The sequence below is a fragment of the Mesorhizobium sp. M0410 genome (assembly GCF_040321435.1).
In the GTDB taxonomy this organism is placed as follows: domain Bacteria; phylum Pseudomonadota; class Alphaproteobacteria; order Rhizobiales; family Rhizobiaceae; genus Mesorhizobium.
The window spans coordinates 122,688-147,351 of the sequence record NZ_JAMYRN010000002.1; the positions used below are offsets into that span (position 1 = coordinate 122,688).

Genomic DNA, 24,664 nt, shown 5'->3' on the forward strand with positions numbered 1-24,664 from the left:
GTGCTAAGTCCTTCGCACTGGTCGGGTTTGGGGTGGTTCTCGGCATGCAATCTTCGTTTCGAACAATCGTCGGCTGCGCCGCGGCGCTGCTTTGTAGCAGCGCATTGCCGGCTGGCGCGCAGGGTCTTTTTTCGGCCTATGACGATGCGTTTTCAGCCCGCATCGCCAGTCCGGCCGACAACGGAACGCTCGCCCAGTTCGTCACGGTTGCCGTCAATGCAGGACAATACGATCAGGCGATCTCCTCGATCGAGCAGTATCTGATCAAATATCCCCGCGATGCGCGCGCCCGGCTGGCGGCCAGCCGGTTGTACTATCATGTCGGCTCCTACGAATTGGCCCGGCGGCAGGTGCAGTACGGCATCGAAGTCGGCGGCCTGTCGGCGAGCGAGCAGCAGGAAGCTGTTCGCCTGCTCGCCCGCATCGAGCGCGCCTTGCGTGGCGTCACCTGGGAACTCGCTCTGACCGGCGGCGTGTTCAGCGCATTCACCGATTTTGAGCCCGGCGGGGCGCAGGACGACGACAGCTTCGTCTCGCCCTATGGGCGGGCGGAAGGCTTTGTGCGATGGGACCTCGGCACGCCAAGCGCCGACGCCCTGGTCCTTTCGGGGTCGTTGACTGCGACACAGCGCTTTTTCACGGAAGACCTGTCGGTTCCGGGTAGCAAGGAGACTTTCGTCCACGGCAACGCCGCTATCACCTGGGACAAGGGGCTGCCCAATAGTGGGATCGATTCGCTGCGCCTGCTGCTTTCGGCGTTTACTGTTACAGATCGTTTCGACAGCGATATCCAAGAAACCGGCATCGGCCTCAGTGGACGCTTTCTTGTGCGCCCGACGGTCGAGACGACGCTTTTTGCAGGCGGCGGCTACATCGATCTAAGCGCCTCGCAAGGCATTTTCGCCGATAGCAGGGTTTTCTATGAGGCAGGCGGCAGCTACCGCTTCCGCAATGGCCAGGCGCTCGGACTGCGCTTTGTCGGGTCAAATGACTTCGCCTCCGGATCTGGCGAAATCGGCCACAGCTACACGGGCGAGATCCGCTATGGCGGCCTGTTGATGACCGTACCGGATCTTTTCGCATGGTCGCACCAGGTCGCGTTCTCGGCCGGCCACAGCAACACTCCCGATCTGTCCGTTGGCATCGGCACAAATATCAAGAGCGACTTCTGGCGCATTGCCTCGGAAAGCGATTTTCAGCTGACGGAGTCGCAGAAGATCAGCGTCGATCTCGCCTATCGCGAAACCAACTTCGACATCGCCAACCGCGACCGGAAATCGTTCGAAATGCTCATGAGCTACACGTTGACGCTCAATTGAAAGAGGCCGCGATGAGGACCCCGTACCGTCAGATCGCCATTTTTGTCGCCTGCCTTGCCTTCGCGGCACCATCCGCCGCTGAAACGATCGGGTCGATGACGGCCTACCAGACCAACATCGTCCGCAACAACGGCGGGACAATGAACGTCGGTGCCGGCGTGGAACTCGGCGATCAGTTGCGCAGCGATCCCACCGGTCTTGGAATGCTGGTGTTCCGGGACGAATCGAGCGCCAAGATTGGTCCGAACACCAGCCTGACGATCGATGAATTCGTCTACAATCCGGGCTCCGTATCTGGAAAAATCGACATCGGGATGAACAGCGGCCTGGCCCGTTTTTATGGCGGCCAGGTTTCGAAAGGCGGCGTCATGCAGGTTGCGACGCCGCATATGGTGCTCGGCGCCAGAGGCGGCATCATCGAAGTGCTGGTGGCAGCCGGCCAGACCGTCGGCATACTGCGCGCCGGCCGCATGACCTGCACGATCAATGGCAAACGGCTGGTCATCACAAACCCGGGCTACGCCTGCACATCGGACGATGGCAAGCTGCTGACCGGCTACGGCGGCATCGACACATTCCCGATATTGGACAGCATCGACCGGATAGCCGGCACCGGCCTGCCAGGCGCACCGGGTCCTGGACTGGATGTAAGCGCGATTTGTGCGTCGGCACTCGGCGGCTCGCTCAAAGTCTGCGAGTCCACCGACGGCGCATTACCGGGAGTGGTCATGGAGTTCCCCGACAGCCTAACGCCACCTGTGGGCGGCGGGGTGAAGGATGATGGCGAGTGTGAGGGTGAAGGTTGCTGCTACTACTGCAATTAGGCCTGGCCGCACGACATGAGCCTCTTGGTCGGTTGGCGCTGGGCTGATTGGCGGCAAGCTGGCAGGCGCAAAATATCCGGTCTTGCGGTCGTGCTCCTGCTGCTCGCTTGCCATTTGGCTTTCGACGGGCCGCTGTCGCGCCTCCGCGAACGCACATACGACTTCTACCAGTTTCTCGCCCCGCGCCAAGCGACGAGCAATCCTGTCGTGATCGTCTCGATAGACGACGCCAGCCTCAAGGCACATGGGCGATGGCCCTGGAACCGTGGCCTCCTGGCCGATCTGGTCGATGGCATCACCGCATCCGGCGCCGCGGTGATCGGGCTTGCGCTGGTGCTGCCCGAGGCCGACACCTCGCCTGAGGGCATCGCCGGAGACAAGCGCCTGGCAGCGGCGCTGGCCAAAAACCGAACGGCGCTTGCCGTCAGCCTGGGCAACGAGGCGACAGTTTCAGAAGCAGAGCCCAAAGCCGGCTGGTCGATCGTCGGGCAGGTACCCGACACACTTCCCGGCTTCACCGGCCTGACCGGCTCGCTTGCCCAATTCTCGAACGCCGCCGCGGGCCTCGGCGTCATTCGCACCCTGCCAGATCCAGACGGCGTACTGCGCCATGTGCCGCTGCTTTGGCTTCGCAACACCGCTCAAGGCGTGCAGCTGTGGCCGTCCTTCGCACTCGAACTCCTGCGCCTTTATGCCGGACAGGACGGCTACATAGCCCGCCTGAATGCCGCCGGGTTCGACGCGCTCAGGATGGCCGGCGCCATCGTGCCGCTCGAGCCGGAGGGGACCATCCGCCTTTGGGAAACCAGCACCGATACGCCACGCATATCTGCCAGCACTATCCTTTCGGGCGACAGCGATCAGCGGCTGCGGGATGCCATTGTCATTGTGGATCTGTCGGCCGTGGGACTGACGCAGTACCTGCCCACCCCGACACGTCCAGCGCGACCAGGCGCGGACATCCACGCCGATGCAATCGGCCAGTTGCTTGCCGGGCGCTACCTGGCGGAGCCAATGCACGCGCGCACGGTGGAGCGGCTCTGGTTTGTCCTCACTGCCATCATGTTCATCGGGCTTTCCGGAATGCTCGCCGAACGTGTCGTGCTTGGTGCCCTGGCTCTCGCGCTGCTGGCCGTCACGCCGTTCGTGTTCGGTGCTCTCGAATATAATATGCAGGGTACACTCTATGACCCGCTGCAGCCGGCGCTTGCGACGATCCTGGTAGCCAGCTTCGAAGGCTATGTCCTCTACAGGCGCAGCGAGCAGCGCCGGTCCACCCTGGCACGGCAGTTCTCCCAGTATCTGTCGCCTTCCGTGGTGCAGCGCCTCGCAAGCTCGGACACCGAAGCCATCCTGTCCGGCGAGAAGCGCGAGATCACAATCCTGCTCAGCGACATACGCGGCTTCACGACGATGAGCGAACAACTCGATACCCAGGAAATCGCAAAGGTGGTCAACCACTTCCTCGGCATTGCGACCGATGAGATCCTCAAGCGCGACGGCACCATCGACAAATTTATGGGCGATGCCGTGCTGGCCTTCTGGAACGCGCCGCTTGATCAGCCGGATCATCGCGAGCGCGCGCTCGACGCGGGGCTAGCCCTGATAGAACGGGTAAAGCGCGAAGACGCTGCTTTCACCGCCGACGGCCACCCCTCTATCGCAATCGGCGTCGCCATCGAGACCGGCATCTGCTCGGTAGGCAATTTCGGCTCCGAGCGGCGCTTCGACTACACCGCGATCGGCTCGCCGGTGAACCGCACGGCACGGCTCGAATCGACGACCAAGAAGCTGCGCATCCCCCTGGTGCTTGGTCCCGGCTTTGCGAAGGGAGCATCGATGCCAGTCGTCCAGGCGGGCGCCTTTGAGCTCCAGGGTTTCAAGGGTGAGGTGCCGGTTTTCACCGTTCCGGAGCTGCACCATGATACGAGCCGCGAACAAGCGATTCAGAATGGCGGGCAATCTGGCGGCCCAGACCTGGTCGACGGTTCACCGCTGTCCCCAAAAACAGCTCCTCCTGATCCTGCACTCCGAAACTGATCGGCTCCAGCGGTGCGCGGGGGTGTCGCCGCCTCGTGACCTGACTACGCCCTTCGGAAGGCCTCGCAAATTTGCGTGCCCTCCCCGGTTATTCGCCGCGCATGGTCGCCTGGAAGGTGGGCAGGTGCTTCTTCTGCGCCTCGAGCATTTTCTCGCGATAGACGCCATAGATGACGTCGGTGTCGTGCAGTGTGACGCCGGCAATCGTCGGCGAGGCAAAAACCGGCAGCTCGATGCCGCGCTTCGAAAGCGCCTCGGCGGTGCGGGCGATCAACTCATGCGCCAGGATCATGGCAAGCACGGTCGACGAACCGGAGACCGGCCGGCTCCAGCCCTCGACCGGCACGATGGCATCCTCGATCGGCGAGCAGGTGTCGATGACAAGGTCGGCGGCATCGGCAAGCCGCTTGCCGGAAGAGTGCGTCGCCGGCTTGTCGAGATTGTTCTTGCTGGTCACCGCAACGACAAAGATGCCGCGTTTTTTCGCGTAAAGCGCGGTGTCGATGCCGGACGAATTGCGGCCGCTGTGGCCGAAGATGATGATCGAATCGCCTTTGTTGAGCGGCTGGTGATCTAGGAATTTCTCGGCGTATTTCTCGGTCCGCTCCAGCCACAGAAGTTCGCGCACGCCGCCGGCGCCGAGCACATTATGCCACATGACACGCGGGTCGGTCAGCGGATTGAAGCCGACATAGCTGCCGTAGCGCGGAAACACTTCCTGAACCGGCAACACCGAGTGGCCAGAGCCGTAGAGATGAACCAAGCCACCGCTCTCGAGTGTGTCGGCAAAGCGGCTGGCCGCCTCACCAAAAGCTTCGGCATTGGCTTTCGAGGCCTGTTCGATGAGGGCGGCAAGGCGAGGTATGTAAAGATCGGACACGTCGGTACTCCTGTTATGGGTCGGCTTGGGTATGGCTCAGCTTCTTGCGGTTGGCGCGGCGCGACCGGCACGCAGCGTCGAGCGGATTTCGTAGCGGTCGCCACGCATGACCGAGACGGTGAATTCGAACGGGCCGCGCTCGTCGGTGGTGATGCGCTCGACCACGAAAGCGGGACTCCCCGCGGGCAGATCGAGCAACTCGGCATCCGCCGCCCCGACCGCACCGACACGGTAGTTTTCGCGTGCCGCGACCGGCACGATGCCGTAATGGCGCTCCAGCGCTTCGTAGAGCGAGCCCTGCAGCAGGCCGGCATCGAGAAAGCCGGGCACGCGCGCGGCCGAGAGCTGCGCCGTCTGGATACCGATCGGCTCGTTGTTGCCGAGCCTGAGCCGGCGGACGCGCACCACCGGGTCGCCTTCCTCGATCTCCAGCGCTCCGGCCGCGGCGGCATTGGCGGTGGTCAGGCTGCAGTCGAGCAAGCGCGAGCCCGCGACCACGCCCATATTGCCCATTTCCTGCGTGAAGCTGGTCAGTTCGCGGGTGCCGGCGACCAGCGTGGTGGAGCGCACGAAGGTGCCACGGCCATGTTCGCGCCTGAGCAGCCCGTGCTCCTCCAGATTGCGCAGCGCGTGGCGCAGCGTGATGCGGCTCACCCCGAACAGGGCGCACAGTCTGTCTTCGGCCGGAATCTGGTCGCCAGTCGCCCACTCGCCACTCTTGACGATGGCGCGGATGGCCTCTTCCACCTGATACCAGAGCGGCTCGGGCCTTTTGCGGTCCGGTTGCTGAAAGCTCGGCTCGCTCATCTTATCTGCCTCCACTGTGCTCCGGCGAGACCGGCCAGCGAGGCGCCGACGAGACCGGCGCGGGAACCGAATTCGCCGGACCGCAGAACGACGCCGCGCAGATGCGGCGGCAGCTGACGCCGCAATGCCGCAAGCAGCGGCGGCCCCACCACGTCCAGCGCATCGGCAAGGCCGCCGGAAATCAGGACTGCCTGGGGATCGAGCAGCGCGACCGCACTCGCAAGGGCGGTGCCCAGCCGGCGCGCCGGCAACTCCAATGCGTCAAGGGCGGCCGTCTTGCCGGCCCGGGCGGCCTCGACCAGCCTGCCGCCATTGGCCAGCCCGATCTGGCGCGCCGCGGCGTCGAACGCCCGCCCGGAAGCGAAGCGCTCCAGCCAGCCGCTGCGGTCCTCGCCTTCATCCTCGATGTCGGCGCAGGCCCAGCCGAATGAGCAGGCGCCGCCACGTGCGCCGGCGACGATGCGATTATTGGCCAGAACGGCGGAGCCGATGCCGGTGCCGATCGCCAGCAGGATGGCATCGGACAAGCCTGTTGCAGCACCTTCGACCGCCTCGGCCAGCATGGCGATCTGCGCGTCATTGCCAATGGCAACAGGCAGACGAGGAAACAACGCCGCGATGTCGACACCGTCGAGATAGGACAGGTTCGGAACCCAGTGGCAGACCGAGCCTTCTACAAGCCCCGGCACCGCCAGGCCAAGTGCCTCGACCGGACCGGCCTCGGCGCGCAACGCGCCGATACGGGCGACGAAGGCATCAAGGCTTGCCGGCGCAGGCTCGCGGCTGAGCATCTCCAGCCAGCGAACATCGCCGGTATGGATTGCGGCGCGCAAATTGGTGCCGCCAAGATCGATGGCCAGAACGCGTGTCATCGAGAGCGACTCCGACTGGCTGCCGCCCGGTCCTCGGCGCGCCAGTTCCTCACGGTGTCGTCGGCTCTGGTCGGCAGTGCGATACAGACCCCGGTGCACGCGGCGGCGAAGCCGCCAATCAGGCTGAGCGCAGCGCGTCGATGAACCATGATCAGTCTCTCATTCGACATCGGCTTCCTTTGCGGCGGGGTAAGTATCATTATAACGACATGACTTTGTTCGCAAGAGCTTTGCGGCACGTTTGGGCATTTCCGGCAGTGATAAACAACCTTAGCGATCGCAGCTAATTATCTGTTTTCAATGACACATCTCTGCCCTCATAGGCCAGATAAGAAATCGCCAACGGCGCCGGCCAGGAACTCTCCGCGAAGATAGCCCTTGCATCGTTGCTTCAAGTTGTCATAACGTCGTTCATATCGCTGTGCGCCCACGCGGAGGATCCCGGATGTCTTTGGCTTGGATTTCGAAACTGGCATTGGCTGCAGGGCTGCTAGCCTCGCCCACCGCTGGATGGGCGCAATCGGTCAGCATCTCCTATCTTACCCACTGGTCGCCCGAAACGGTCGCTCTGCTGGACGCCGCGGCCAAGGACTACGCCAAGAGCAATCCGGATGTGATCGTCACCATCCGCGCCGTCCCCTTCGGCGACCTCCTGACCACACTGCGTTCCCAGGGCGGCAGTTCCGATGGGCCGACGATCGGCGGTATCTACGATTTGTGGCTGCCCGAACTGGCGCGAGACAAGCTGGTCGCGCCGGCCCCCGATACGGTTGCCGGCGAGGTCAAGAGTGCGTGGCCGGCCGGTGTCGTCAGTGCGGCCTCTGTTGGCGCCACGCTTTACGGCATTCCAAACGAGATCGACGTCTATGCGCTGAACTACAACAAGGAGCTATTCAAGCAGGCCGGCATTACGGCCGCACCGAAGACCTGGTCCGAATTGAAGGATGCGGCCCAGAAGCTGACCAGGAAAGATGCCGGCCAGCAAGGTTTCGGCATGATCAATTCCTGGGCCGCGGGCGTCGTCCACCCGTTCGCCTCGCTGCTGGTCTCCAATGGCGGCGAGCTGGTCAAGGACGGCAAACCGATGCTCGACAGTCCTCAAGCCGGCGAGACTTTCCAGCTCTACGAGGATCTGATCAAGTCCGGCGCCAGCGATCCGGCGATGGCCACCGCCGACGCCAACACCACCGGCCCCTTCCTGGACAATTTCGTCTCCGGCAAGACCGGCATGATCATCATGGCCAACTGGTGGGAAAGCGCATTGAAGAGTGGCATGGGCGACAAGTTCTCCAATATCGCTACCGCACCCATCCCGGTCGGTCCGAGCGGCGACAAGCCGCACTCGATCTCCTATTCGTGGATGACCGTCGTCAACGCCAATGCCGGTCAGGCCGAGCAAAAAGCGGCATGGGATTTCCTGGCATGGCTGAACAGTCCGAAGTCCGGCAAGAACGGCGCCTCGGCAATGTCGGATATTCTGATGTCGATGGGCATCCTGCCGACGCGGACCTCCGACATCGAAGCCCACAAGGACAACCTCGGTTCCGAGTTCCTGTCCGGCTATGTCAGCGTGCTTGCCGACGCCAAGCCCTTCCCTGTCGTCCCGGGAGGGCAGGAGTTCAGCGAATCGCTCCAGCAGACGCTCGAGGCATTGCAGTATGGGCAGCTCTCGGCCAAGGATGCGCAGGCGAACGCGCAGGCCGATGCCGTCTCGATCCTGGAGCGTGCCGCCAAATAGCGAAGGCGCCGTTTCGTGAGCCCGACGCTTTGGAAGCAGAGCGATGATCAAGACCTATCGTGCCTCGGCGGGCATCATGCTGGCGCCCGCCGTGACATTGATCGGCGTTTTCATCCTGCTGCCGATGCTGCTCACCATCTGGCTGTCATTCCAGGACTGGTCAACGCAAACACCTTTTTCCAGTGCGAGCTTCATCGGCTTCGACAATTTTCGCGAAATATTCGGACCGACCTCGGTCGGGCGGGATTTCAAGCGAGCGCTGCTCAATACCGCCATCTACACGGCATTGTCGGTGATGCTCATCCTGCCCCTTTCGGTAGCGTTCGGCTTGATGGTCTACCAGCGCGATGTCGCAGGCGGCACGGCGCTGCGGACCGTGTTGTTTTCCACCTACATGGTGCCGATGATCGCCGTGACGCTGGTCTGGTCGAAGCTCTATTCGCCGAGCGAAGGGCCGCTCAACCAGATGCTCGGCCTCGCCGGCATCGGCCCGCAACCCTGGCTGTCCTCGCCAAGATCGGCGTTGATCTCGATCGTCGTGCTCAATGTCTGGCAGCAGATCGGCTATTTTACGGTGCTGGCCGTTGCCGGGCTGACCCAGATCCCGGGCAGTCTTTATGAGGCGGCGACTCTGGACGGCGCCAACCGGCGCGAACAGTTCCGCTTCATCACCTTGCCACTGCTGCGGCGCACGCTTCTGTTCAGCGCCGTCATCGCCATCATCAACGCCGTGCAGATATTCGAGCCGGTCGCGCTGATCACCCAAGGCGGGCCGGTCGGCTCGACCAACGTGCTGACCTATCACATCCGCCGTGTCGGCATCGAGCGCGCGCAAGGCGGATTGGGCTCGGCCATGGCAGTGATGCTGATGCTGGCGCTGATCGTCGTTGTGTGCGCGCTGTTTGCATTTGCCAACCGGAAGGATGACCAATGAGCGCGCGGGGCCGCTCAGGATCGAGCCGGTTGGCGCGCAAACGCTTGGCCGGCCGCAGAGCGCTGCTCGCCACGCTGATGCTGCTGGTTGCCGTGGCCTCCGCCTTCCCGCTGTTGTGGATGGTGCTCTCCAGCCTGAAGACGCCGGCCGAAACCATGCAGGTGCCGCCGGTGTGGATACCGCGCACGCCGAGCCTCGAAGCCTACGAGAAAGTCTCCAGCGTCATCAATGTCGGCCGCTCAATGTGGAATTCGCTCGTGATCGCCACGATCACCACCGCCGGCATTCTGGTCACCAGCATGATGGCTGGCTACGCCTTCGCCAAGCATCACTTTCCCGGCCGCTCGTTGCTGTTTTCCGTGCTGATCGCCACAATGTTCCTGCCGCCGATCGTCACGCTGATCCCGTTGTACCGGCTCGTCGGATCGATCGGCCTGAATGCCAGCCTTGCCGGCATCATCGTTCCCAACCTCGCCAATGCTTTCGGCATTTTCCTGATGCGCCAGTTCATCGCCGGCGTGCCGGACGATTTGATCGACGCAGCACGGATGGATGGGGCGTCGGAACTCCTGATCCTGTTCAAGATCGTCGCGCCGAGCGTGGCACCGGCAATCGCGGCATTGGCGCTGTTTGCCTTCGTCTATCATTGGAACAGCTATCTCTGGCCGCTGACGGTTCTACAGGGCAATGCACACGACTATCCGATCGTCATCAGCCTCAGCCGCCTGCTCAGCTACAACAGAGGCGCCCTCAATACTGGACTGGTGATGGCCGGCGCCACACTTGCCGTGCTGCCTCCATTGGTGCTGTTCGTTTTCCTGCAGCGCTTCTTCGTGGATTCGATCGTCGGCTCGGCGATCAAGGGATAGCGTCGGCGGCACTGCCGGCATCCGCCCGGCTGTCATTGGGACGCGCTGGTGACGGAGCTACGCAGATAGCCGCGTTCTGAAGCTATCTGTTCATCGGCGAATCCGACGCGAATGCCCCGCTGCCAACGTGCATCCAGCGCAGCCCCCTCAAGGGGTCCAGATGATATTGGTTATGCTGCTATATATGTAACTGTGCTCATCACCCAAGGAGCGGGATATCGCCACTTGCTACAACCACTTCGTTAGGTGGGGTCGGGCTGGTGTCTGGGGCCGTATCATAGACGCGCTTGCCGCTGGGCGATTCGGCGGCGGCGGTATCGCTCGCCCTGGCTTCGGGTGGAGGCTTCGATCTGACCATGCAGTACGCCGCTCTCATGCTGATATAACTGGGAGCGGCCGATGTCCTTCGCCACCGGCATGGCCGTTTGGCCACACGACCGCGCTACGCCGCCTCTGTCATGGGAGGGAACGCCTTCCGGCATCCGCGCCCAAAGCAGCTGCTTACGGCGGTGGCCGAGGCGCCGGTTACCGCATCTTGTCGGTAAAAAGCGACATTGCGCTCTCTGCGCTCACGTCCGGGTATGCCGAAAAGTCCGCTCGGTCAAAAGTCGACCAGCGGCGTGTCAACGATCTGGTGCTCGAACAGCGCCCAGAACGGCGATCCCCGGGATTCGGAGTACCAATGCTCAAAAATCGCAAGGGCCTCGCCGATATTGGTGGCGGGTTCGTCGTCGGGCAACTTCGCGGCCTGGAACAACGCAAGCGCAACCGGTCCAAAATGCGTGATCGCTTCCGTGCGCGCCTCGCTGTCCGCATTCCAGCCCAGCCGCAAGCGCAAGACGGCCAAAGCGTTGGCCACGGCGATCTCCTCACTTTCGGCTGAGGCCACGGCGTCGGAGATATCCTGCATGAGGTTGAGCCGCCTGAAGGCGAAAGCGCGCTCCTGTTCCAGAACCGCGATCTGATTGGACGCTTGTCGCCTGAAGCTTGCCTCGGTTGTCCTGGCGGTCTCAGCCGTCGTTTTCAGGTCATTCAGAAAGGAAGCCGTCGGGTTCATCTTGGCTCACTAGGATGGCGGAAGAGAGTGGGAGTCGAACCCACCAGAGACCGACTCGCGGCCCCTCCCGGATTTGAAGTCCGGACGCCCCACCGGGGACGATGCTCCTCCAGAAATTTGCGCCATCGGCGGCTCACCCTCGCCTGTCAGGCGGAACAGGTCCAGCCTGCGCCTGTTCAGACGGCGCAAGTCTCCCCGCCGCAGCGTCACGCCGTGCCGATCGAGAAATTCGAGGACATGGATGGCGACCTTGCGTCCGCTGCCCACGCGATCGCGAAATTGAGCAGCGGTGAACTGCCCTGTGGGCATCGACGCAGCAAGGTCGCGCGCGATCTCGACGATCTGCGCCAATGCCTCGCGCTGGAAGAAGTGGTCATGAGCGACCTCGTGGACCTTCCCCATGCGGCCGGCAAGCTTCAGAAGCCGCCGGATTTCGGTGTCCGGCGAGCCCAGCACCTCGGCAATATCCCACACCCTCGGCGGATGGAATCGTTCGGGTCCGCCAATGAGAGGCTGGATCTGCAGCCAGAGAGTTTCATCCTTTGCCGTCAAGTGCGCCTCATGACCGGGTAGCCGCACCCAGGCGCCGTCCAAGGCAACTTCTCCAACGTGCGAAAGGCTCCGCAGAACTGCTATGAAAGAGGAGGCCGGCAGACGTGGATCAAGCCCAATACGCAGTCTCTCCATTCCTACACCGGGCAAATCCGGATTGTCGGCATGGAAGGTCACCAGGGTCGCGGCCAAGTCGCGCTTAAATCGCAACCAGCGCTCCGGCGACAGCACGAGAAGCATTTCTCCGACGGTAAAACGGACAAGCCCGAGTTGATCGATCAGACCTTTCGTCTCGCAGTCACTAAGCGCCCTGTCGCGCGCAAAAGCCTTCAGGTCGAAATAGTGGGGCGGCGCATCAAGGAGTGCGGCGGCGGCCAGTTCGGGCGCCAATAGCGCATGGGCATCGAGTTGGATCAGCCGTTCCGGCACGCGGCGCTTGCGGCTGGGCGCCCGCAGATCGAGAAAATGTCCGCCGCCGATGGTTCGCTGCGCGGAGGTGTCGCGCACCACGTAAACGTCGCCGGCAGCGGCCGCGATCGGACTGTCCAGCACCAATTGAACATTGGCCGTGCCGCCAGGCCCGATCGGTTCGTCTCCGAGGAGTACGATGCGTGCCCCGACCTCCGTCGCGGCATGGTGGAGCCGCACCGGAAACCATTGGCCGATCGGCTTGCGTTCCCCCGGCAGAACGCGAAGGCTTGCGTCGATCCGGCCCGACGGCGCGTGAAGCTCCGGATCGACAATCACGTCGCCGCGCCGGATCGCCTCCTTGAAAACCCTTTCGCCGGTCAGATTGAGCGCACACCGGTCTCCCACCCGACCACGTTCGGCCGGCCGGTTCTGGGCGTGGATCGATCGAACCCGCGCAAGCAATCCCGACGGGCTTACGACCACGTTGTCCCCAATACCGAGAGAACCCGAAAGCACGGTGCCCGTCACGACGGTGCCCACGCCGCGCAGCGTGAACGAGCGGTCCACCGCTAATCGAAAACGGCCCGAATCTGTACGCCGGGCAAGATGCGACGCCTCCTCGAACAAGAGATACCTGAGTTCATCGATACCTTCGCCCGTAAGGACCGAGACGGGAATCAGGTGGGCCTCGGCAAGCATCGTCCCGGCAAGCACCGAGCGGATATCGTTCGCCACCGCAGTGCGGCGCTCGGGACCGGCCAGATCGCATTTCGTGAGCAGGACGGCGCCGCGCTTGACACCGAGCAGATCGACGATGGCGAGATGCTCCCGGGTTTGCGGCATGACGCCGTCGTCGGAGGCCACCACGAGCAACACGAAGTCGATGCCGCTGGCGCCGGCCAGCATCGTGTGTACGAAACGCTCGTGCCCGGGAACATCGACGAAACCGATGCTATCCCCACCCGGCACCGGCAAATAGGCGAAGCCCAGATCGATCGTCATGCCGCGTGTCTTTTCCTCCTGCAAACGATCGGTGTCTATACCGGTCAGCGCATACACCAGCGCAGTTTTGCCATGGTCGACATGTCCCGCCGTGCCAACGATCATGATGATGCGGCCTCCGGCCACGGCGCGGCGGCGCGACGCTCGGCCTCGGCGGCATCGCCCGCGCTCAATTCGGCCCGCACCGCAGCCAGATAGCGGCTGGCAAGGGCGCTGCCGCCTGCCTGGGCACGCAGGAGCCAAACCAGCGCCTCGACCGCGTCAGCAGGCACGCCCGTGCCAAGATGGCAGGCGGCACCGAGCATTGCCTGCCCTTCGGCGTCTCCTCGCATGGCAGCACGGCGCCACCAGCGGACAGCCTCGTCCGGATCGCGCGGCACGCCGAGCGCATTGTGATAGAGCATGCCGATCCGGGTCATCGCGGATGCGATGCCTTGATCGGCCGCGGCAAGCGCCCAGCGTCGCGCCTCGCCGACATCGGGAAGCATCACTTCGCCCTCCAGCAGCATCCAGCTCAGCATATCCTGCGCCGGTCCGTCGCCAGTTTCCGCTGCGGCCCGATAGAGCTCGGCCGCCCGGCGAAAGTCCTGCTCGACGCCTTCGCCGCGGAAATAAAGCGACGCCAGATTCCTTTGCCCGACAGGATCCCCTGCCTCGGCGGCGAGCGCCAGCCAGCGAAAGGCCATTTCCGCATCGCGCTCGACGCCGAGCCCTTCGGCGAAGCAGGCGCCGATATTGTTCTGAGCGCGGGCCACGCCCCGGTGAGCCAGCGGCTCCCATATGGAGAGAGCCACGGCATGGTCGCCTCGCCGCGCGGCTTCGAGGGCCTCGGTCATGCGTGCGGCCACAGGCGTCTCGGCTGGGCGGCGCGCAAGGCGGTCACGCCAGCGCATCGGTTCCTCCCGGATTTAAGCCGGCTAGATTGGCGATGAAGTTCGCCTCGTCTTCCAGACAGCGCAAATCGAGCACGAGCGCCTGGTTTTCGATGCGCCCGATCACGGGGACGCCCAGCCCACGCAGCGCAGCCGCAAGCGCTTCGAGCGCCCGGCCGCTCCCTGAGCGCGACTTGAGAGCAAGCCCGGCGCTTGCACGGTTTCGAGCGGCAGCGCGCCGGATCCGACTTGGCTCCGGCACTCCACCGTGTCGACCGCAAAGGCTTCGCCCACGGCGTCAGCAACCAGGGGAGCAAGGCGCTTTGCCTGCGCTGCAATCTCCCTCACCGAGCGCGAGAGCAGCCTTAGCGTCGGCAGGCGCTCGGCCAGGCGGTCTGGGTCGCGGTAGAGCTTCAACGTCGCTTCGAGCGCGGCCAAACGAAGCTTGTCGACCCTGAGCGCCCGCTTCATCGGGTTGCGGCGGATCGCTGCGAGCAGGTCCCTGCAGCCGACGATGAAACCCGCCTGCGGACCGCCGAGCAGCTTGTCGCCGGAGAATGTGACGAGATCGGCGCCGTCGGCGACCGCCTCGCGCACGGTCGGCTCGCGCCCAAGGCCGTAGCGGGCTAGATCGACCAGCGTGCCCGAACCGAGATCATGGACCAGCGGCATCCCATGCGCCTTGGCGATTGCAGCGAGCTCGGGGGCCCGGATCTCTGCCGTGAATCCTTCGACCCGGTAGTTCGATGTGTGCACCTTGAGGATGAGCCCGGTCTCCGGGCCGATCGCCGTGACATAGTCTTTGCGATGGGTGCGGTTGGTGGTGCCGACCTCGACAAGCCTGGCGCCGGCGCGCGTCATGATCTCGGGCATTCGGAAAGAGCCGCCGATCTCGATCAACTCGCCCCGCGAAACGATCGCTTCGCGACCGAGCGCCAGCGTGTTGAGTACGAGAAGGACGGCGGCCGCGTTGTTGTTGACGACGGTTGCATCCTCGGCTCCGGTCAGCTCGCAAACGAGCGATCGAAGATGATCGTCCCGTTCGCCGCGCCCGCCGTTCTCGACATCGAATTCGAGAGCCACCGCTTCGCTCATTGCCAGCCGAACAGCATCGACCGCCTCCTTCGCAAGGAGGGCACGTCCCAGATTGGTATGCAGCACCGTTCCGGTCAGGTTGAAAACGGGGCGCAGGGAAGGTCGTTCGCCATCCCTGAGCTGCAAAAGTGCGTCGCCGGCAAGATCGTTTGCCTCCGGCACGATCGCTCCGGCATTGCGGGAGGCCATTCGCGCATCGGCGACGGCTCGGCGAATGGCCTCCGTCGCGGCCTGCCGTCCGAAGCGCTCGATTGCGGCCACCGCCAGCGGGGTCCTCAGCACTTGGTCGACCGACGGAAGATTGCGTAAAGGGTTTGCGGATGAAGCAGTCATCGTATTGTCAGTAGCCAACCAGGAACGGATTGAACGATCCGCGGCGATGGCCACCCTCGCGGACGAGCAGGTCGAGGCCGAGCGTCGCCACGTCGTCGGCGACCGGATCGAGAGCCGGATCCTTGTGCTGGGATAGGATCTTTACATAGCTGCCGCATGCATTGCAGGTCTCGGCTTTGACCGTGCCAGAGCCTCCCTCGATTTCCTGATAGCCTATCCCCTTGGTCGAGCCGCACAGCGTACATTTGATGCGGACGTGGTTCCACAATGTTCCACACAGCGCGCAGGCGCAGAACCGCGCCCCGTGTGCGCCGTGCCAACCGACGATGATCGAGGATACGGGCGGCCCACCGCAGGCCGGACAGGCGCCGTCGGCAACCGGAACCAGCTTCGAGCTGTCGAGACATGCCGCGAGGCGGGCGAAGTGAACCTGCAGCGCGGCCGCGACATAGACATGCTCGGCAAGCGCGTTCATTGGGATCGCATCGGTGAGCACATTGCGCACCATGGATTCGACCCCGAACGCATCGATATTCGCGAGCCTGTCCAAGGCGGCTGCGGCCGCCTCGGGTTTTTCGATCGTGGCTGCCACTTCGAACAGACGGCCGAGCGTCATTGCAAGGGCGGCATCCGAAGTGAATTGGTTGCGATCGAGCGGCGGCATACTGAAGGTTCGTGCGCGCTCGCGCGCCTCCGCGGTCGGCAATTCGACATCCGGCAATCCGTCCTGGATGCGGTGCTGCGCATCCGCCAGTGCAGCGAGGAAGCGGAGATAGGGGCCGAGCTGGTGGTCATCCGCCAACACATTCAATCGCTCTGAGCGGCGAATGAACAAGGTCCGCGGATCAGGCAGGCGCGCAAAGGGTGGGGCCGAGACCTCGCCGATTACAGTCGGGTCAGGGCGTGACGGATCTTGTTGCTTTGGCATTTCAACCTCACGAACCTCACGGGCCACGTGGTCGGCTTGATACTGCTCCAGAGCAATTCCACGAAAAGTATAACGGCTTTCCGTCCGGAATTGCGTAAAAATAATGCCCGCTCATTCGGCGGGATTCGATCCCGAACGTCCGTCCGGTTTGCGTGCGATCAGTTCACGCAGCCATTTGCGATGATGCCGCCAAGCCCAGCCGCCGGTCACCCGTCCGCGCGTCATGGCTGGAATGGTGCCGCGTACCCAGATGGCCGAATAGAAATGGATAATCCACACGCCGATGATCGCCACGGCAGCGATCGAATGAACAAGCAGCGCCACCCGCTGCTGACTGATCGCGGTGTAAGCGGCGAAATATTGTTGCCAGATGACAATGCCGCTCGAAATCAGGATGATGATGAGGATCGACATTGACCAGAAGACGAGCTTCTGGCCGGCATTGTACTTGCCGACTTCGGGGACGTTGTCCTCGTGATTGGACAATACGTCACGGAAACGTGCGAGCCACGTTCCGTCCTCGGGCCTCCACAAATTGGCCTTCCAGAACCGAAGGAAAAGCCCAAGGAAGCTGAAGAAGAGCAAGACGCCGATCCACGGGTGAATGAAGCGCGTGAACTGGCCGCCGCCAAACAGCCCCGACAGGAAGAACAGGCTCGGGTGAAACATGGCAAGGCCGGACAAGGCGAGCAGGATCAGGCTGGCCGCCGTGATCCAATGGTTGATCCGCGCGCCAACCGTGTAGCGGTCCACGATCACTGGCTTGCCGGGATGTACCTGCTCGTTCGGCTTCACGTCATACGCGGCCATCGTAGTCGCCTTCCGTCAGCTCTTCGGCATGCTCCTCATCCGTCTCGGAGACCCTGTTCGGTCCCATGACCAGATGGTGAAGCAGGCCGACGCCGGCCGCCACGCCGAGAATGGTGAGGCCGGCATATTTGGTCACGCCCTTCCACGCCTCCACGAGCGGGCTGATCTTCGGCTCCTTCGGCAGACCAGAATAGAGTTCCGGCTGGTCGGCATGGTGCAGCACATACATCACATGCGTCCCTCCGACGCCGGGCGGATCGTAGAGGCCGGCATTCGAATAGCCGCGCGATTTCAGGTCCTTGATGCGGCCGTCGGCGTGCTGTTTCATCTCGTCTTTCGTGCCGAACACGATCGCCTGGGTCGGGCAGGCCTTGGCGCAGGCTGGTCCTTGGCCGACAGCCACGCGGTCGGAGCAGAGCGTGCATTTGTAGGCCGTGTGATCGACTTTGGAGATGCGCGGAATGTTGAACGGGCAACCCTTGATGCAATAGCCGCAGCCGATGCAGTTCTCATGGACGAAATCGACGATGCCGTTCGAATACTGCACTATGGCGCCCGGCGCCGGACAAGCCTTGAGGCAGCCCGGGTCAGCGCAGTGCATACAGCCATCCTTGCGGATCAGCCATTCGAGTTCGTTCGTCTCGGGATTGTCCCATTCGCTGTAGCGCATCAGCGTGAACATGTCCGGCGTGAGATCGGCAGGATTCTCATAGACGCCGGCATTGAAGCCGATCTCCGGATGCGTGTCGTTCCACTCGATGCAGGCCGTCTGACACGCCTTGCAGCCGATGCATTTCGAAACATCGATGAGCTTGGCGACCTCCGTCAAGTGCTGCTCGGGTGCGGGAACCCTCGAGGCAGAGCGGCGGATGAGGTCCTTGTCGGAAAAACGCGGTGCGGTATCTGTCGTCGAAGGATTTGGAAGTGGAGGAAACATCGCTTACGCCTCCTACGCTACCGGCCCGGCGATGGGCTCGATGTTGACAAGGAACGCCTTGTATTCCGGCGTCTCGATGTTGGCGTCGCCGACAAAGGGGGTGAGCATGTTCGGGCCAAAGCCTTTCTTCGCCGCTCCCGTGAAGCCCCAGTGCAGCGGTATCCCGACGATGTGGACGGTCTTGCCATCGCAGGTGAGCGGCCTGATCCGCTTGGTCACCATGGCCTTCGCCACAACGGAACCGCGTTTCGACCAGACGCGCACCCAGCCGCCTTTGGTGATGCCCTTCTCGGCCGCAAGCTGTTCCGAAATTTCCACGAAAAACTCCGGCTGCATCACCGCATTGGTGATGACGTGCTTGGTCCAGAAGTGGAAATGCTCGGTCAGTCGGTAGGAGGTCGCCGCGTAGGGGAACTCCTGCGAAGCCGATTCGGCGAACTGGGCCATATCGCCTTCGAACACCCGCGCTGCGGGGTTGCCGCGGACTTTGGGAGCTATCGGGTTCGCGATGGGCGACTCGAATGGCTCGTAATGCGCCGGGAATGGTCCGTCGCGCATCATGCCCCGGGTAAAGAGGCGCGAGACGCCTTCCGGATTCATGATGAACGGGCCTACTTGATCGGGCTTTGCCGTTGGCAAGATGTCGGGGACATCGTAGCCCGACCATTTCGTGCCGTCCCATTCGATCACCTTGCGGCTTGGATCCCAAGCCTTTCCGGCGAGGTCAGCCGACGCCCTGTTGTAGAGAATGCGGCGGTTGGCGGGCCATGAGAACGCCCATTTGGAATAGGCGCCGGTTTCGTCAGGATCGGTGGTGTCCCGCCTGGCCATGTTGTTGCCGTTTTCGTTGAAGCAGCCGGAATAGATCCAGCAGCCGCAGGAGGTGGAGCCGTCGTCGCGCAGCGCGGCGAAGCCCGGCAAGAGCTTTCCGGCCTCGGCCAGCACCTTTGTCGGGTCGGCCGTATCGGTTACCCTGGCGAGCGCCCTGCCATTGATCTCCTGGGCGAGCTCCTCGGCCTTCGGATCGCCGGGATCGGCATAAGGCCAATTGAGCTTGACGATCGGATCGGCGAAGGCACCACCTTCCTTGGTGTAGAGCTCCTTCAGGCGCAAATAGAGCTGCGCCATGATCCAGGTATCGCGTTTGGCCTCGCCGGGGGGCGTGCCGCCGGCCCAATGCCACTGCAGCCAGCGCCCCGAATTGACCAGCGAGCCGTCATCCTCGGCGAAGCAGGTGGAGGGAAGCTGGTAGACTTCCGTCTGAATCTGCGACGGATCGACATCGTTGTACGGCCCGTGGTTCTCCCAGAACCGGCCCGTCTCCGTGTCCAACGGATCCATGATGACGAGGTATTTGAGCTTCGAGAGGGACTCGATCACCTTCTTCTTGTTCGGAGCTGCCTGTAGTGGGTTGAAGCCCTGGCAGAAATAGCCGTTCATCTTGCCCTGGTGCATAAGCTCGAAAGCCCGCAGCAGATCGTAGCCCGGCAGGTCGAGCTTCGGCAGGAAGTCATAGGCGAAATCGTTCTCCGGTGTTGCGGCATTGCCCCACATCGACTTTTGGAAGCTTACGAAGAACTTCCTGTAGTTCTGCCAGTAGCTCATCTGGTTCGGCCGGAGCGGCTTGAAGCCCCGGGTCGACATGTAGGCTGCCAGATCGACCTCCTTCTCAGTCGGCAGCGTCAGATAGCCGGGCAGCAGGTTCGACATCAGCCCGAGGTCGGTCAGCCCCTGGATGTTGGAGTGACCGCGAAGCGCGTTCATGCCGCCGCCGCGTATACCGATGTTGCCGAGAACAAGCTGCAGCATCGCCATGGCGCGGATGTTCTGCGAGCCCTTCGAGTGTTGCGTCCAGCCGAGTGCGTACATCGAGGTCATCGCCTTGGTCGGAGACGACGTCTCGGCGACCATCGCGGCCACCTTCAGGAACCGGTCCTTCGGTGTCCCGCAGATGCGCTCGACCATCTCCGGCGTGTAGACCGCGACATGCTTCTTGAGCAGATTCCAGACGCAGCGGGGATTGGCCAATGTCGCGTCGACAACGGCAAAGCCGTCCGAGCCTATGTCATAGTCCCAACTGGACTTGTCATAGTCTCGCTTCGCCTCGTTATAGCCCGAGAAGAGGCCATCCTGATAGGTGAAGCCCTCCTTGACAACATATGTCGCGTTGGTGAAGGCCTTCAGATAGTCCCATTGCACCTTGTCGTTCTGGATGCAGTAGTTGATCAGCCCGAGCAGGAAGGCGATGTCCGTTCCCTGGCGGATCGGCGCGTAAAGATCCGATACCGAAGCCGAGCGCGTGAAGCGCGGGTCGATGACGATGAGCTTGGCGCCGCGGTTGGCCTTCGCCTCCGTGACCCATTTGAAGCCGCAAGGATGCGCTTCGGCGGCATTGCCGCCCATGATGACGACGAGATCCGTGTTCCTGATGTCGGTCCAGGAATTCGTCATTGCGCCGCGGCCGAATGTTGGGGCGAGACTCGCCACCGTCGGGCCGTGTCAGACACGTGCCTGGTTGTCGAACACCAGCATGCCCGCGCTGCGGACCACCTTGTAGGTCGCGAACGCGGTTTCATTGGTCGAAGCCGAGGCGGCGAGGAAGCCGGTGGTGATCCACCGGTTGACCGTCACGCCGTCATTGTTTGTCGCGACGAAGTTCTTGTCGCGATCGTCCTTCATCAGGCGGGCGATGCGGCTGAGTGCGTCTTCCCAGCTTATCGGCTCGAACTTGTCCGAGCCCGGTTTGCGGATCATCGGATGTTGCAGACGGGTCGGCGACTTGACAAATCCGAGCAGGGCCGACCCTTTGGGGCACAAGGTGCCGCGATTGGTCGGATGATCAGTGTCACCCTCGATATGGGTGATCTCGGCTGGCTCGCCCTTTCTGAGATCACCCTTCGAATACAAGATTATGCCGCAAGCCACCGAGCAGTATGGACAGGTATTGCGTGTTTCGATGGTGTTCGCGAGCTTGAAGGACCGTATGGCCGCCGCGTGTGCGGCCTCGCTATCGCCGAAGCCGAGGGCTCCGAGCGTAGTACCGGCGAGACCCGCGCCTGCTGTTTGCAGGAACGCGCGTCGAGAAAGATCGATGTTCATGGTTTCCTCCCGAAGCCGATGCCCCACAAGGCAACTCGAACCAACGGTTCAATCCGGGTAACTAGTCTCGGACCAAATAAAATCAATGCCAAAGAACGAGGTGCGTACGGTGCAGCAAAAGTGCCCTCCGAACGGCCTTCGCAGCAGGTTCGTGCCCGCAAATCGGCACTGTGTATTATTGTCGAATTTCTTGTCTTGTTTTCGTGACCGCGACTGCGATTGACGAAAACGAACGTATTATCATAAAGTAAAGCGTGGCGATGAAACAGCTCCCGCGGGTCGGGGCGCCTTTCGATCTATACCCAATGACGGCGGTGCCTCGCACGCTGGATACGGTCCTTGCCTTTCCTAACTCAACAAAATCCGCTGAGAGTAAGCGTGCTCCAAACGTGCCGTGCGTCGGGCGATCGTATTTTCCATTCCGGTTGACTTTGATCCCTACTAAAGCGTGGCAGCAGAGGAGGCTCGACGACCATGGCAATCGCCCTCTCGCCTGAAGTCACGGAAGCGCCCGTTGTGCGCCTGACCAGCCTCGCCCATGGCGGCGGTTGCGGCTGCAAGCTGGCGCCGTCAGTGCTGCAGCAGCTTCTCGCCGATCCGGCGGCTGCCAGTCCCTATCATCAGCTTCTCGTCGGCACGGAGACCGGCGACGATGCGGCAGTCTGGCAGCTCGACGGCGCGACTTGCGTCATTGCGACCACCGACTTCTTCATGCCGATGGTAGATAACCCCTACGATTTCGGCCGGATTGCCGCAACCAACGCCCTGTCCGATATCTATGCGATGGGTGGCCGGCCGATCATGGCGTTGGCCATACTCGGCATGCCTCTCGACAAGATCCCGACGCTCATGGTCCGCGAAATCCTGAAAGGTGGCGAAGCTGTCTGCGCCAACGCCGGAATCCCGGTTGCCGGCGGCCATTCAATCGACTCGCCGGAGCCGATTTACGGCCTTGCAGTCATCGGCACATGCCGACCCGAGGATATCCGACGCAATTCTGATACCAGGCCAGGCGACACCTTGATCCTGACGAAAGGGCTCGGTGTCGGCATCTATTCCGCCGCCATCAAGATGCAGGCGCTTTCCGAGAGCGGCTATCGCGAAATGATCGCCTCCACCACCCTTCTCAACCGGATCGGAGCGGAGCTGGCGCAGGACGCGAGCGTCCACGCGGTCACCGACGTGACCGGATTTGGCTTGCTCGGACATGCCCTCGAGATGGCACGCGGTTCCGGGTGCACGCTGATAATTTGCAGCCGCGACGTGCCGCTGTTTTCCGAGGCTGCCTCGCTCGCGGTCGACGGCCACGTTACCGGCGCATCCTGGCGCAACTGGGCGAGTTATGGCGACGCGGTAAGCTTACCTCCCGGCATGCCCGAGTGGCGACGCCACCTTCTCACGGACCCACAGACTTCGGGCGGGTTGCTGGTTGCTTGCGAGACCGACTGCGCAGCCGCGCTCGTCGAGAGGATCGTCGCGGACGGCTACCCTTCGGCTCGCATCATCGGCCATGCCAGGCCCGGCGCGCCGACAATAGTAGTAGAGGCCTGAACGAATCGGCGAACCTCGTGGCGACCATGCTATAAAGCATTGATAAATAATGGTAATGGTGGGCCCGGACGACGTTTGGGGCTTCGCGGCATTCAATTCCAATGTTTTTCGATGTTTTGTCCTATCTACGGCGCTAGATTCCACCCGATCAAACGCCTCGCTCACCGTTAACGGAAAAGAGAGGGCCATGATGTGTTTCAGTCTCAAGTTGGAAGGTCGCATGGCGCATTGACGATACTTCGCGACAAGCAAGGAGGGTCTCGATTTGGAGCCGGAGGCGGATTGGCAGCTTCGAGGCTCGGATTATCAGAAGCGGGCCTTCAGTAATCACGTGTCTTCCCGTTATTATGGACACGAGAAGATGCCCCCCTATGAGCGAGAACCGCAAGTTAGCCGCGATCCTCGCCGCCGACGTGGTCGGGTACAGCCGGCTGGCGAGCGCGGATGAAGACCGTACTTTGGCCAGGTCGCGGGCACTGCGCAGCGACCTGATCGACCCGACCATCGCAGTCCACAACGGACGCCTGATCAAGCGCACAGGCGATGGCGCACTGGTCGAGTTCCGCAGTGTGGTAGTGGTGCGCTAACAACCGCTACGGATGAGGACGGACAGCAGTGCGCTGGAAGGCGTCAGGCCTCTGTTCACTTGCCAAGCACAGCTCGCACATTCCACGGTGGTTTCAGGCTTTGTCGATAGCCTTGAGGAGCCGCGCACGCTTTATATCTCGCCGAAGCACCTGTCGCAGGCACTGGGTGTGAAGGTGGCCAACCTGGCCCAGTTGACGGTGTCCACCGCAACACACTCCGTAACCCGTCATCGGAGCGCCTGCAGGGTCGGATGCGAGATGGTGAAAGTGATCTCGGCCGCGACGGAACTCACCGGCGACGTCGACTCGCGCTAGGGAAGCTGGTTTATAATCCGTACACTTTTAGACGATTGACCGAAGTACACCGCCGTCGACGCGCAGACCGGCGCCACTCGTCGCTGACGCTTGCTCCGAACAAACATAGACAACCATGTTGGCAACTTCTTCGGTCGTCGCAAATCGATTGATCAGTGTTGTCGGGCGCATCGTCGTCAAGAACACTTGCTCCGCTTCCTCTTGGCTGATGCCTTGCGAGTGCGCCAGCTCATTCATCATATTCGACAGGATTTCGGACCTCGTTGGGCCGGGGAGGACCGCGTTAACTGTCACACCCGTTCCGGCGACCGCTTCGGCAAGCCCCCTCGAAATAGCGAGTTGCGCCGTCTTGGTCATGCCATAGTCGATCATCTCTTTCGGGACGTTGAGGGCGGATTCGCTGCTGATGAATACGACCCGTCCCCAACCCCGCGCTGTCATCTTCGGCACATAGTGGCGTGCGGCGCGAACGCCACTCATGACGTTGAGCTGGAAGAGGCTTAGCCAGTCGTCATCGGTGAGATCGAAGAAGGTCTTTGGGCGCGCTGTCCCCACATTGTTGACGAGGATATCCGCATCGGGCGCCTGTGCGAACAGAGCTCCGGCCCCTTCGGCTGTCTCCAGATCAGCCGCAACGCCCGTCAGATCAGCCTGTGGGAAAAGCTCGCGAATCTCGCGAAGCGCTGTCGCAACGCGTTCCTCGCCACGGCCGTTGATCACAACCGAAGCGCCCGCGCGCGCCAGTCCTTCGGCGATGGCGCGACCGATGCCCGCCGTGGAGCCCGTTACAACGGCCTTGCGGCCCTTAAGATCGATGTTCATGAGTCTATTC

The 24,664-nt window shown here is 62.5% G+C and carries 17 protein-coding genes, 1 tRNA gene and 4 pseudogenes; 9 read left to right on the plus strand and 13 right to left on the minus strand.

Annotation, left to right across the window (positions count from 1 at the left end; genetic code table 11):
• Positions 1–44: 44 nt before the first annotated feature.
• The 3 genes from NKI63_RS02675 to NKI63_RS02685 are packed head-to-tail and all read left to right on the plus strand — an operon-like array spanning position 45 to position 4,183.
• Positions 45–1,319 carry a tetratricopeptide repeat protein gene (locus tag NKI63_RS02675; RefSeq protein ID WP_352820450.1) on the plus strand — a complete coding sequence of 425 codons (1,275 nt, stop codon included), beginning with the start codon at positions 45–47 and terminating at the stop codon, positions 1,317–1,319.
• An 11-nt stretch (positions 1,320–1,330) separates the two neighbouring features.
• On the plus strand, positions 1,331–2,143 hold the full coding sequence (locus NKI63_RS02680) for a FecR family protein (protein WP_352750934.1): 813 nt from the start codon (positions 1,331–1,333) through the stop codon (positions 2,141–2,143).
• A gap of 15 nt (positions 2,144–2,158) precedes the next feature.
• Positions 2,159–4,183, plus strand: a complete 2,025-nt coding sequence (locus NKI63_RS02685; protein WP_352777317.1) for a CHASE2 domain-containing protein — start codon at positions 2,159–2,161, stop codon at positions 4,181–4,183.
• 88 nt (positions 4,184–4,271) lie between these two features.
• Here the strand turns inward: NKI63_RS02685 and NKI63_RS02690 are convergent, their stop codons facing one another.
• Genes NKI63_RS02690 through NKI63_RS02700 form a run of 3 tightly spaced genes read right to left on the minus strand, consistent with a single transcriptional unit; the run spans position 4,272 to position 6,742 of the window.
• Positions 4,272–5,063: a sugar isomerase domain-containing protein gene (locus NKI63_RS02690; RefSeq protein ID WP_023678721.1), complete on the minus strand. Its 792-nt coding sequence runs from the start codon at positions 5,061–5,063 to the stop codon at positions 4,272–4,274.
• Positions 5,064–5,099: 36 nt separating this feature from the next.
• Positions 5,100–5,870, minus strand: coding sequence for a GntR family transcriptional regulator (locus NKI63_RS02695; RefSeq protein ID WP_254820103.1), 771 nt, complete (start codon positions 5,868–5,870; stop codon positions 5,100–5,102).
• On the minus strand, positions 5,867–6,742 hold the full coding sequence (locus NKI63_RS02700) for an ROK family protein (protein ID WP_352750940.1): 876 nt from the start codon (positions 6,740–6,742) through the stop codon (positions 5,867–5,869). The genes NKI63_RS02695 and NKI63_RS02700 overlap by 4 nt, the downstream gene beginning before the upstream one ends.
• Before the next feature lie 445 nt (positions 6,743–7,187).
• Between NKI63_RS02700 and NKI63_RS02705 the strand changes: the two genes are divergently transcribed.
• From NKI63_RS02705 to NKI63_RS02715, 3 genes are read left to right on the plus strand one after another with little or no spacing between them, the layout of a single operon-like run.
• Complete coding sequence (locus NKI63_RS02705) at positions 7,188–8,480, plus strand: ABC transporter substrate-binding protein (protein WP_352750943.1); 1,293 nt, start codon at positions 7,188–7,190, stop codon at positions 8,478–8,480.
• Between the two features lie 43 nt (positions 8,481–8,523).
• Positions 8,524–9,414 carry a carbohydrate ABC transporter permease gene (locus tag NKI63_RS02710; RefSeq protein WP_352750949.1) on the plus strand — a complete coding sequence of 297 codons (891 nt, stop codon included), beginning with the start codon at positions 8,524–8,526 and terminating at the stop codon, positions 9,412–9,414.
• Positions 9,411–10,283: a carbohydrate ABC transporter permease gene (locus tag NKI63_RS02715; protein WP_352750952.1), complete on the plus strand. Its 873-nt coding sequence runs from the start codon at positions 9,411–9,413 to the stop codon at positions 10,281–10,283. The genes NKI63_RS02710 and NKI63_RS02715 overlap by 4 nt, the downstream gene beginning before the upstream one ends.
• 601 nt (positions 10,284–10,884) lie before the next feature.
• Here NKI63_RS02715 and NKI63_RS02720 read toward each other — a convergent pair.
• The 9 genes and pseudogenes from NKI63_RS02720 to fdnG form a co-directional block, all read right to left on the minus strand.
• Positions 10,885–11,340, minus strand: coding sequence for a hypothetical protein (locus NKI63_RS02720; RefSeq protein WP_352820453.1), 456 nt, complete (start codon positions 11,338–11,340; stop codon positions 10,885–10,887).
• A 15-nt stretch (positions 11,341–11,355) separates the two neighbouring features.
• Positions 11,356–11,451 (minus strand) — tRNA-Sec (locus NKI63_RS02725).
• 123 nt (positions 11,452–11,574) lie between these two features.
• Positions 11,575–13,410 (minus strand): annotated as a pseudogene (gene selB, locus NKI63_RS02730) (selenocysteine-specific translation elongation factor); the annotation flags it as partial.
• Positions 13,407–14,198 carry a tetratricopeptide repeat protein gene (locus NKI63_RS02735; protein WP_352750958.1) on the minus strand — a complete coding sequence of 264 codons (792 nt, stop codon included), beginning with the start codon at positions 14,196–14,198 and terminating at the stop codon, positions 13,407–13,409. The pseudogene selB and the gene NKI63_RS02735, both read right to left, overlap by 4 nt.
• Positions 14,185–15,605: pseudogene (gene selA / locus NKI63_RS02740) on the minus strand (L-seryl-tRNA(Sec) selenium transferase). The gene NKI63_RS02735 and the pseudogene selA overlap by 14 nt, the downstream one beginning before the upstream one ends.
• A gap of 7 nt (positions 15,606–15,612) precedes the next feature.
• Entirely contained in the window at positions 15,613–16,533 is a 921-nt protein-coding gene (gene fdhE / locus NKI63_RS02745) for a formate dehydrogenase accessory protein FdhE (protein WP_352750960.1), read from the minus strand.
• Between the two features lie 111 nt (positions 16,534–16,644).
• Complete coding sequence (locus tag NKI63_RS02750) at positions 16,645–17,343, minus strand: formate dehydrogenase subunit gamma (RefSeq protein WP_352750963.1); 699 nt, start codon at positions 17,341–17,343, stop codon at positions 16,645–16,647.
• On the minus strand, positions 17,330–18,280 hold the full coding sequence (fdxH, locus tag NKI63_RS02755) for a formate dehydrogenase subunit beta (protein ID WP_352701536.1): 951 nt from the start codon (positions 18,278–18,280) through the stop codon (positions 17,330–17,332). Before fdxH ends, NKI63_RS02750 begins: the two co-directional genes overlap by 14 nt.
• A 12-nt stretch (positions 18,281–18,292) precedes the next feature.
• The gene (gene fdnG, locus NKI63_RS02760) at positions 18,293–21,379 is read right to left on the minus strand and encodes a formate dehydrogenase-N subunit alpha (RefSeq protein WP_352701537.1); all 3,087 of its coding nucleotides are present in this window, start codon (positions 21,377–21,379) and stop codon (positions 18,293–18,295) included.
• A gap of 474 nt (positions 21,380–21,853) precedes the next feature.
• Here fdnG and selD point away from each other — a divergent pair, with 474 nt between their 5' ends.
• The 3 genes and pseudogenes from selD to NKI63_RS02775 all read left to right on the plus strand — a co-directional run.
• Entirely contained in the window at positions 21,854–22,930 is a 1,077-nt protein-coding gene (selD, locus tag NKI63_RS02765; RefSeq protein ID WP_352701538.1) for a selenide, water dikinase SelD, read from the plus strand.
• Between the two features lie 371 nt (positions 22,931–23,301).
• Positions 23,302–23,505 (plus strand): annotated as a pseudogene (locus tag NKI63_RS02770) (adenylate/guanylate cyclase domain-containing protein); the annotation flags it as partial.
• A 24-nt stretch (positions 23,506–23,529) separates the two neighbouring features.
• Positions 23,530–23,820, plus strand: a pseudogene (locus NKI63_RS02775) (hypothetical protein); the annotation flags it as partial.
• Positions 23,821–23,859: 39 nt separating this feature from the next.
• On the opposite strand, the gene NKI63_RS02780 reads toward NKI63_RS02775, so the two are convergent.
• On the minus strand, positions 23,860–24,654 hold the full coding sequence (locus NKI63_RS02780; RefSeq protein WP_352750967.1) for an SDR family NAD(P)-dependent oxidoreductase: 795 nt from the start codon (positions 24,652–24,654) through the stop codon (positions 23,860–23,862).
• Positions 24,655–24,664: the final 10 nt, after the last annotated feature.

Excerpts from the sequence above, each read along its gene's own strand:
- NKI63_RS02695 (WP_254820103.1), bottom strand. The coding sequence starts at position 5,870 with ATGAGCGAGCCGAGCTTTCAGCAACCGGACCGCAAAAGGCCCGAGCCG.
- NKI63_RS02710 (WP_352750949.1), top strand. The coding sequence starts at position 8,524 with ATGATCAAGACCTATCGTGCCTCGGCGGGCATCATGCTGGCGCCCGCC.
- NKI63_RS02780 (WP_352750967.1), bottom strand. The coding sequence starts at position 24,654 with ATGAACATCGATCTTAAGGGCCGCAAGGCCGTTGTAACGGGCTCCACG.
- selD (WP_352701538.1), top strand. The coding sequence starts at position 21,854 with ATGGCAATCGCCCTCTCGCCTGAAGTCACGGAAGCGCCCGTTGTGCGC.
- NKI63_RS02715 (WP_352750952.1), top strand. The coding sequence starts at position 9,411 with ATGAGCGCGCGGGGCCGCTCAGGATCGAGCCGGTTGGCGCGCAAACGC.
- NKI63_RS02685 (WP_352777317.1), top strand. The coding sequence starts at position 2,159 with ATGAGCCTCTTGGTCGGTTGGCGCTGGGCTGATTGGCGGCAAGCTGGC.
- NKI63_RS02700 (WP_352750940.1), bottom strand. The coding sequence starts at position 6,742 with ATGACACGCGTTCTGGCCATCGATCTTGGCGGCACCAATTTGCGCGCC.
- NKI63_RS02750 (WP_352750963.1), bottom strand. The coding sequence starts at position 17,343 with ATGGCCGCGTATGACGTGAAGCCGAACGAGCAGGTACATCCCGGCAAG.
- fdhE (WP_352750960.1), bottom strand. The coding sequence starts at position 16,533 with ATGCCAAAGCAACAAGATCCGTCACGCCCTGACCCGACTGTAATCGGC.
- NKI63_RS02720 (WP_352820453.1), bottom strand. The coding sequence starts at position 11,340 with ATGAACCCGACGGCTTCCTTTCTGAATGACCTGAAAACGACGGCTGAG.
- NKI63_RS02680 (WP_352750934.1), top strand. The coding sequence starts at position 1,331 with ATGAGGACCCCGTACCGTCAGATCGCCATTTTTGTCGCCTGCCTTGCC.
- NKI63_RS02675 (WP_352820450.1), top strand. The coding sequence starts at position 45 with ATGCAATCTTCGTTTCGAACAATCGTCGGCTGCGCCGCGGCGCTGCTT.
- NKI63_RS02705 (WP_352750943.1), top strand. The coding sequence starts at position 7,188 with ATGTCTTTGGCTTGGATTTCGAAACTGGCATTGGCTGCAGGGCTGCTA.
- NKI63_RS02735 (WP_352750958.1), bottom strand. The coding sequence starts at position 14,198 with ATGCGCTGGCGTGACCGCCTTGCGCGCCGCCCAGCCGAGACGCCTGTG.
- fdxH (WP_352701536.1), bottom strand. The coding sequence starts at position 18,280 with ATGTTTCCTCCACTTCCAAATCCTTCGACGACAGATACCGCACCGCGT.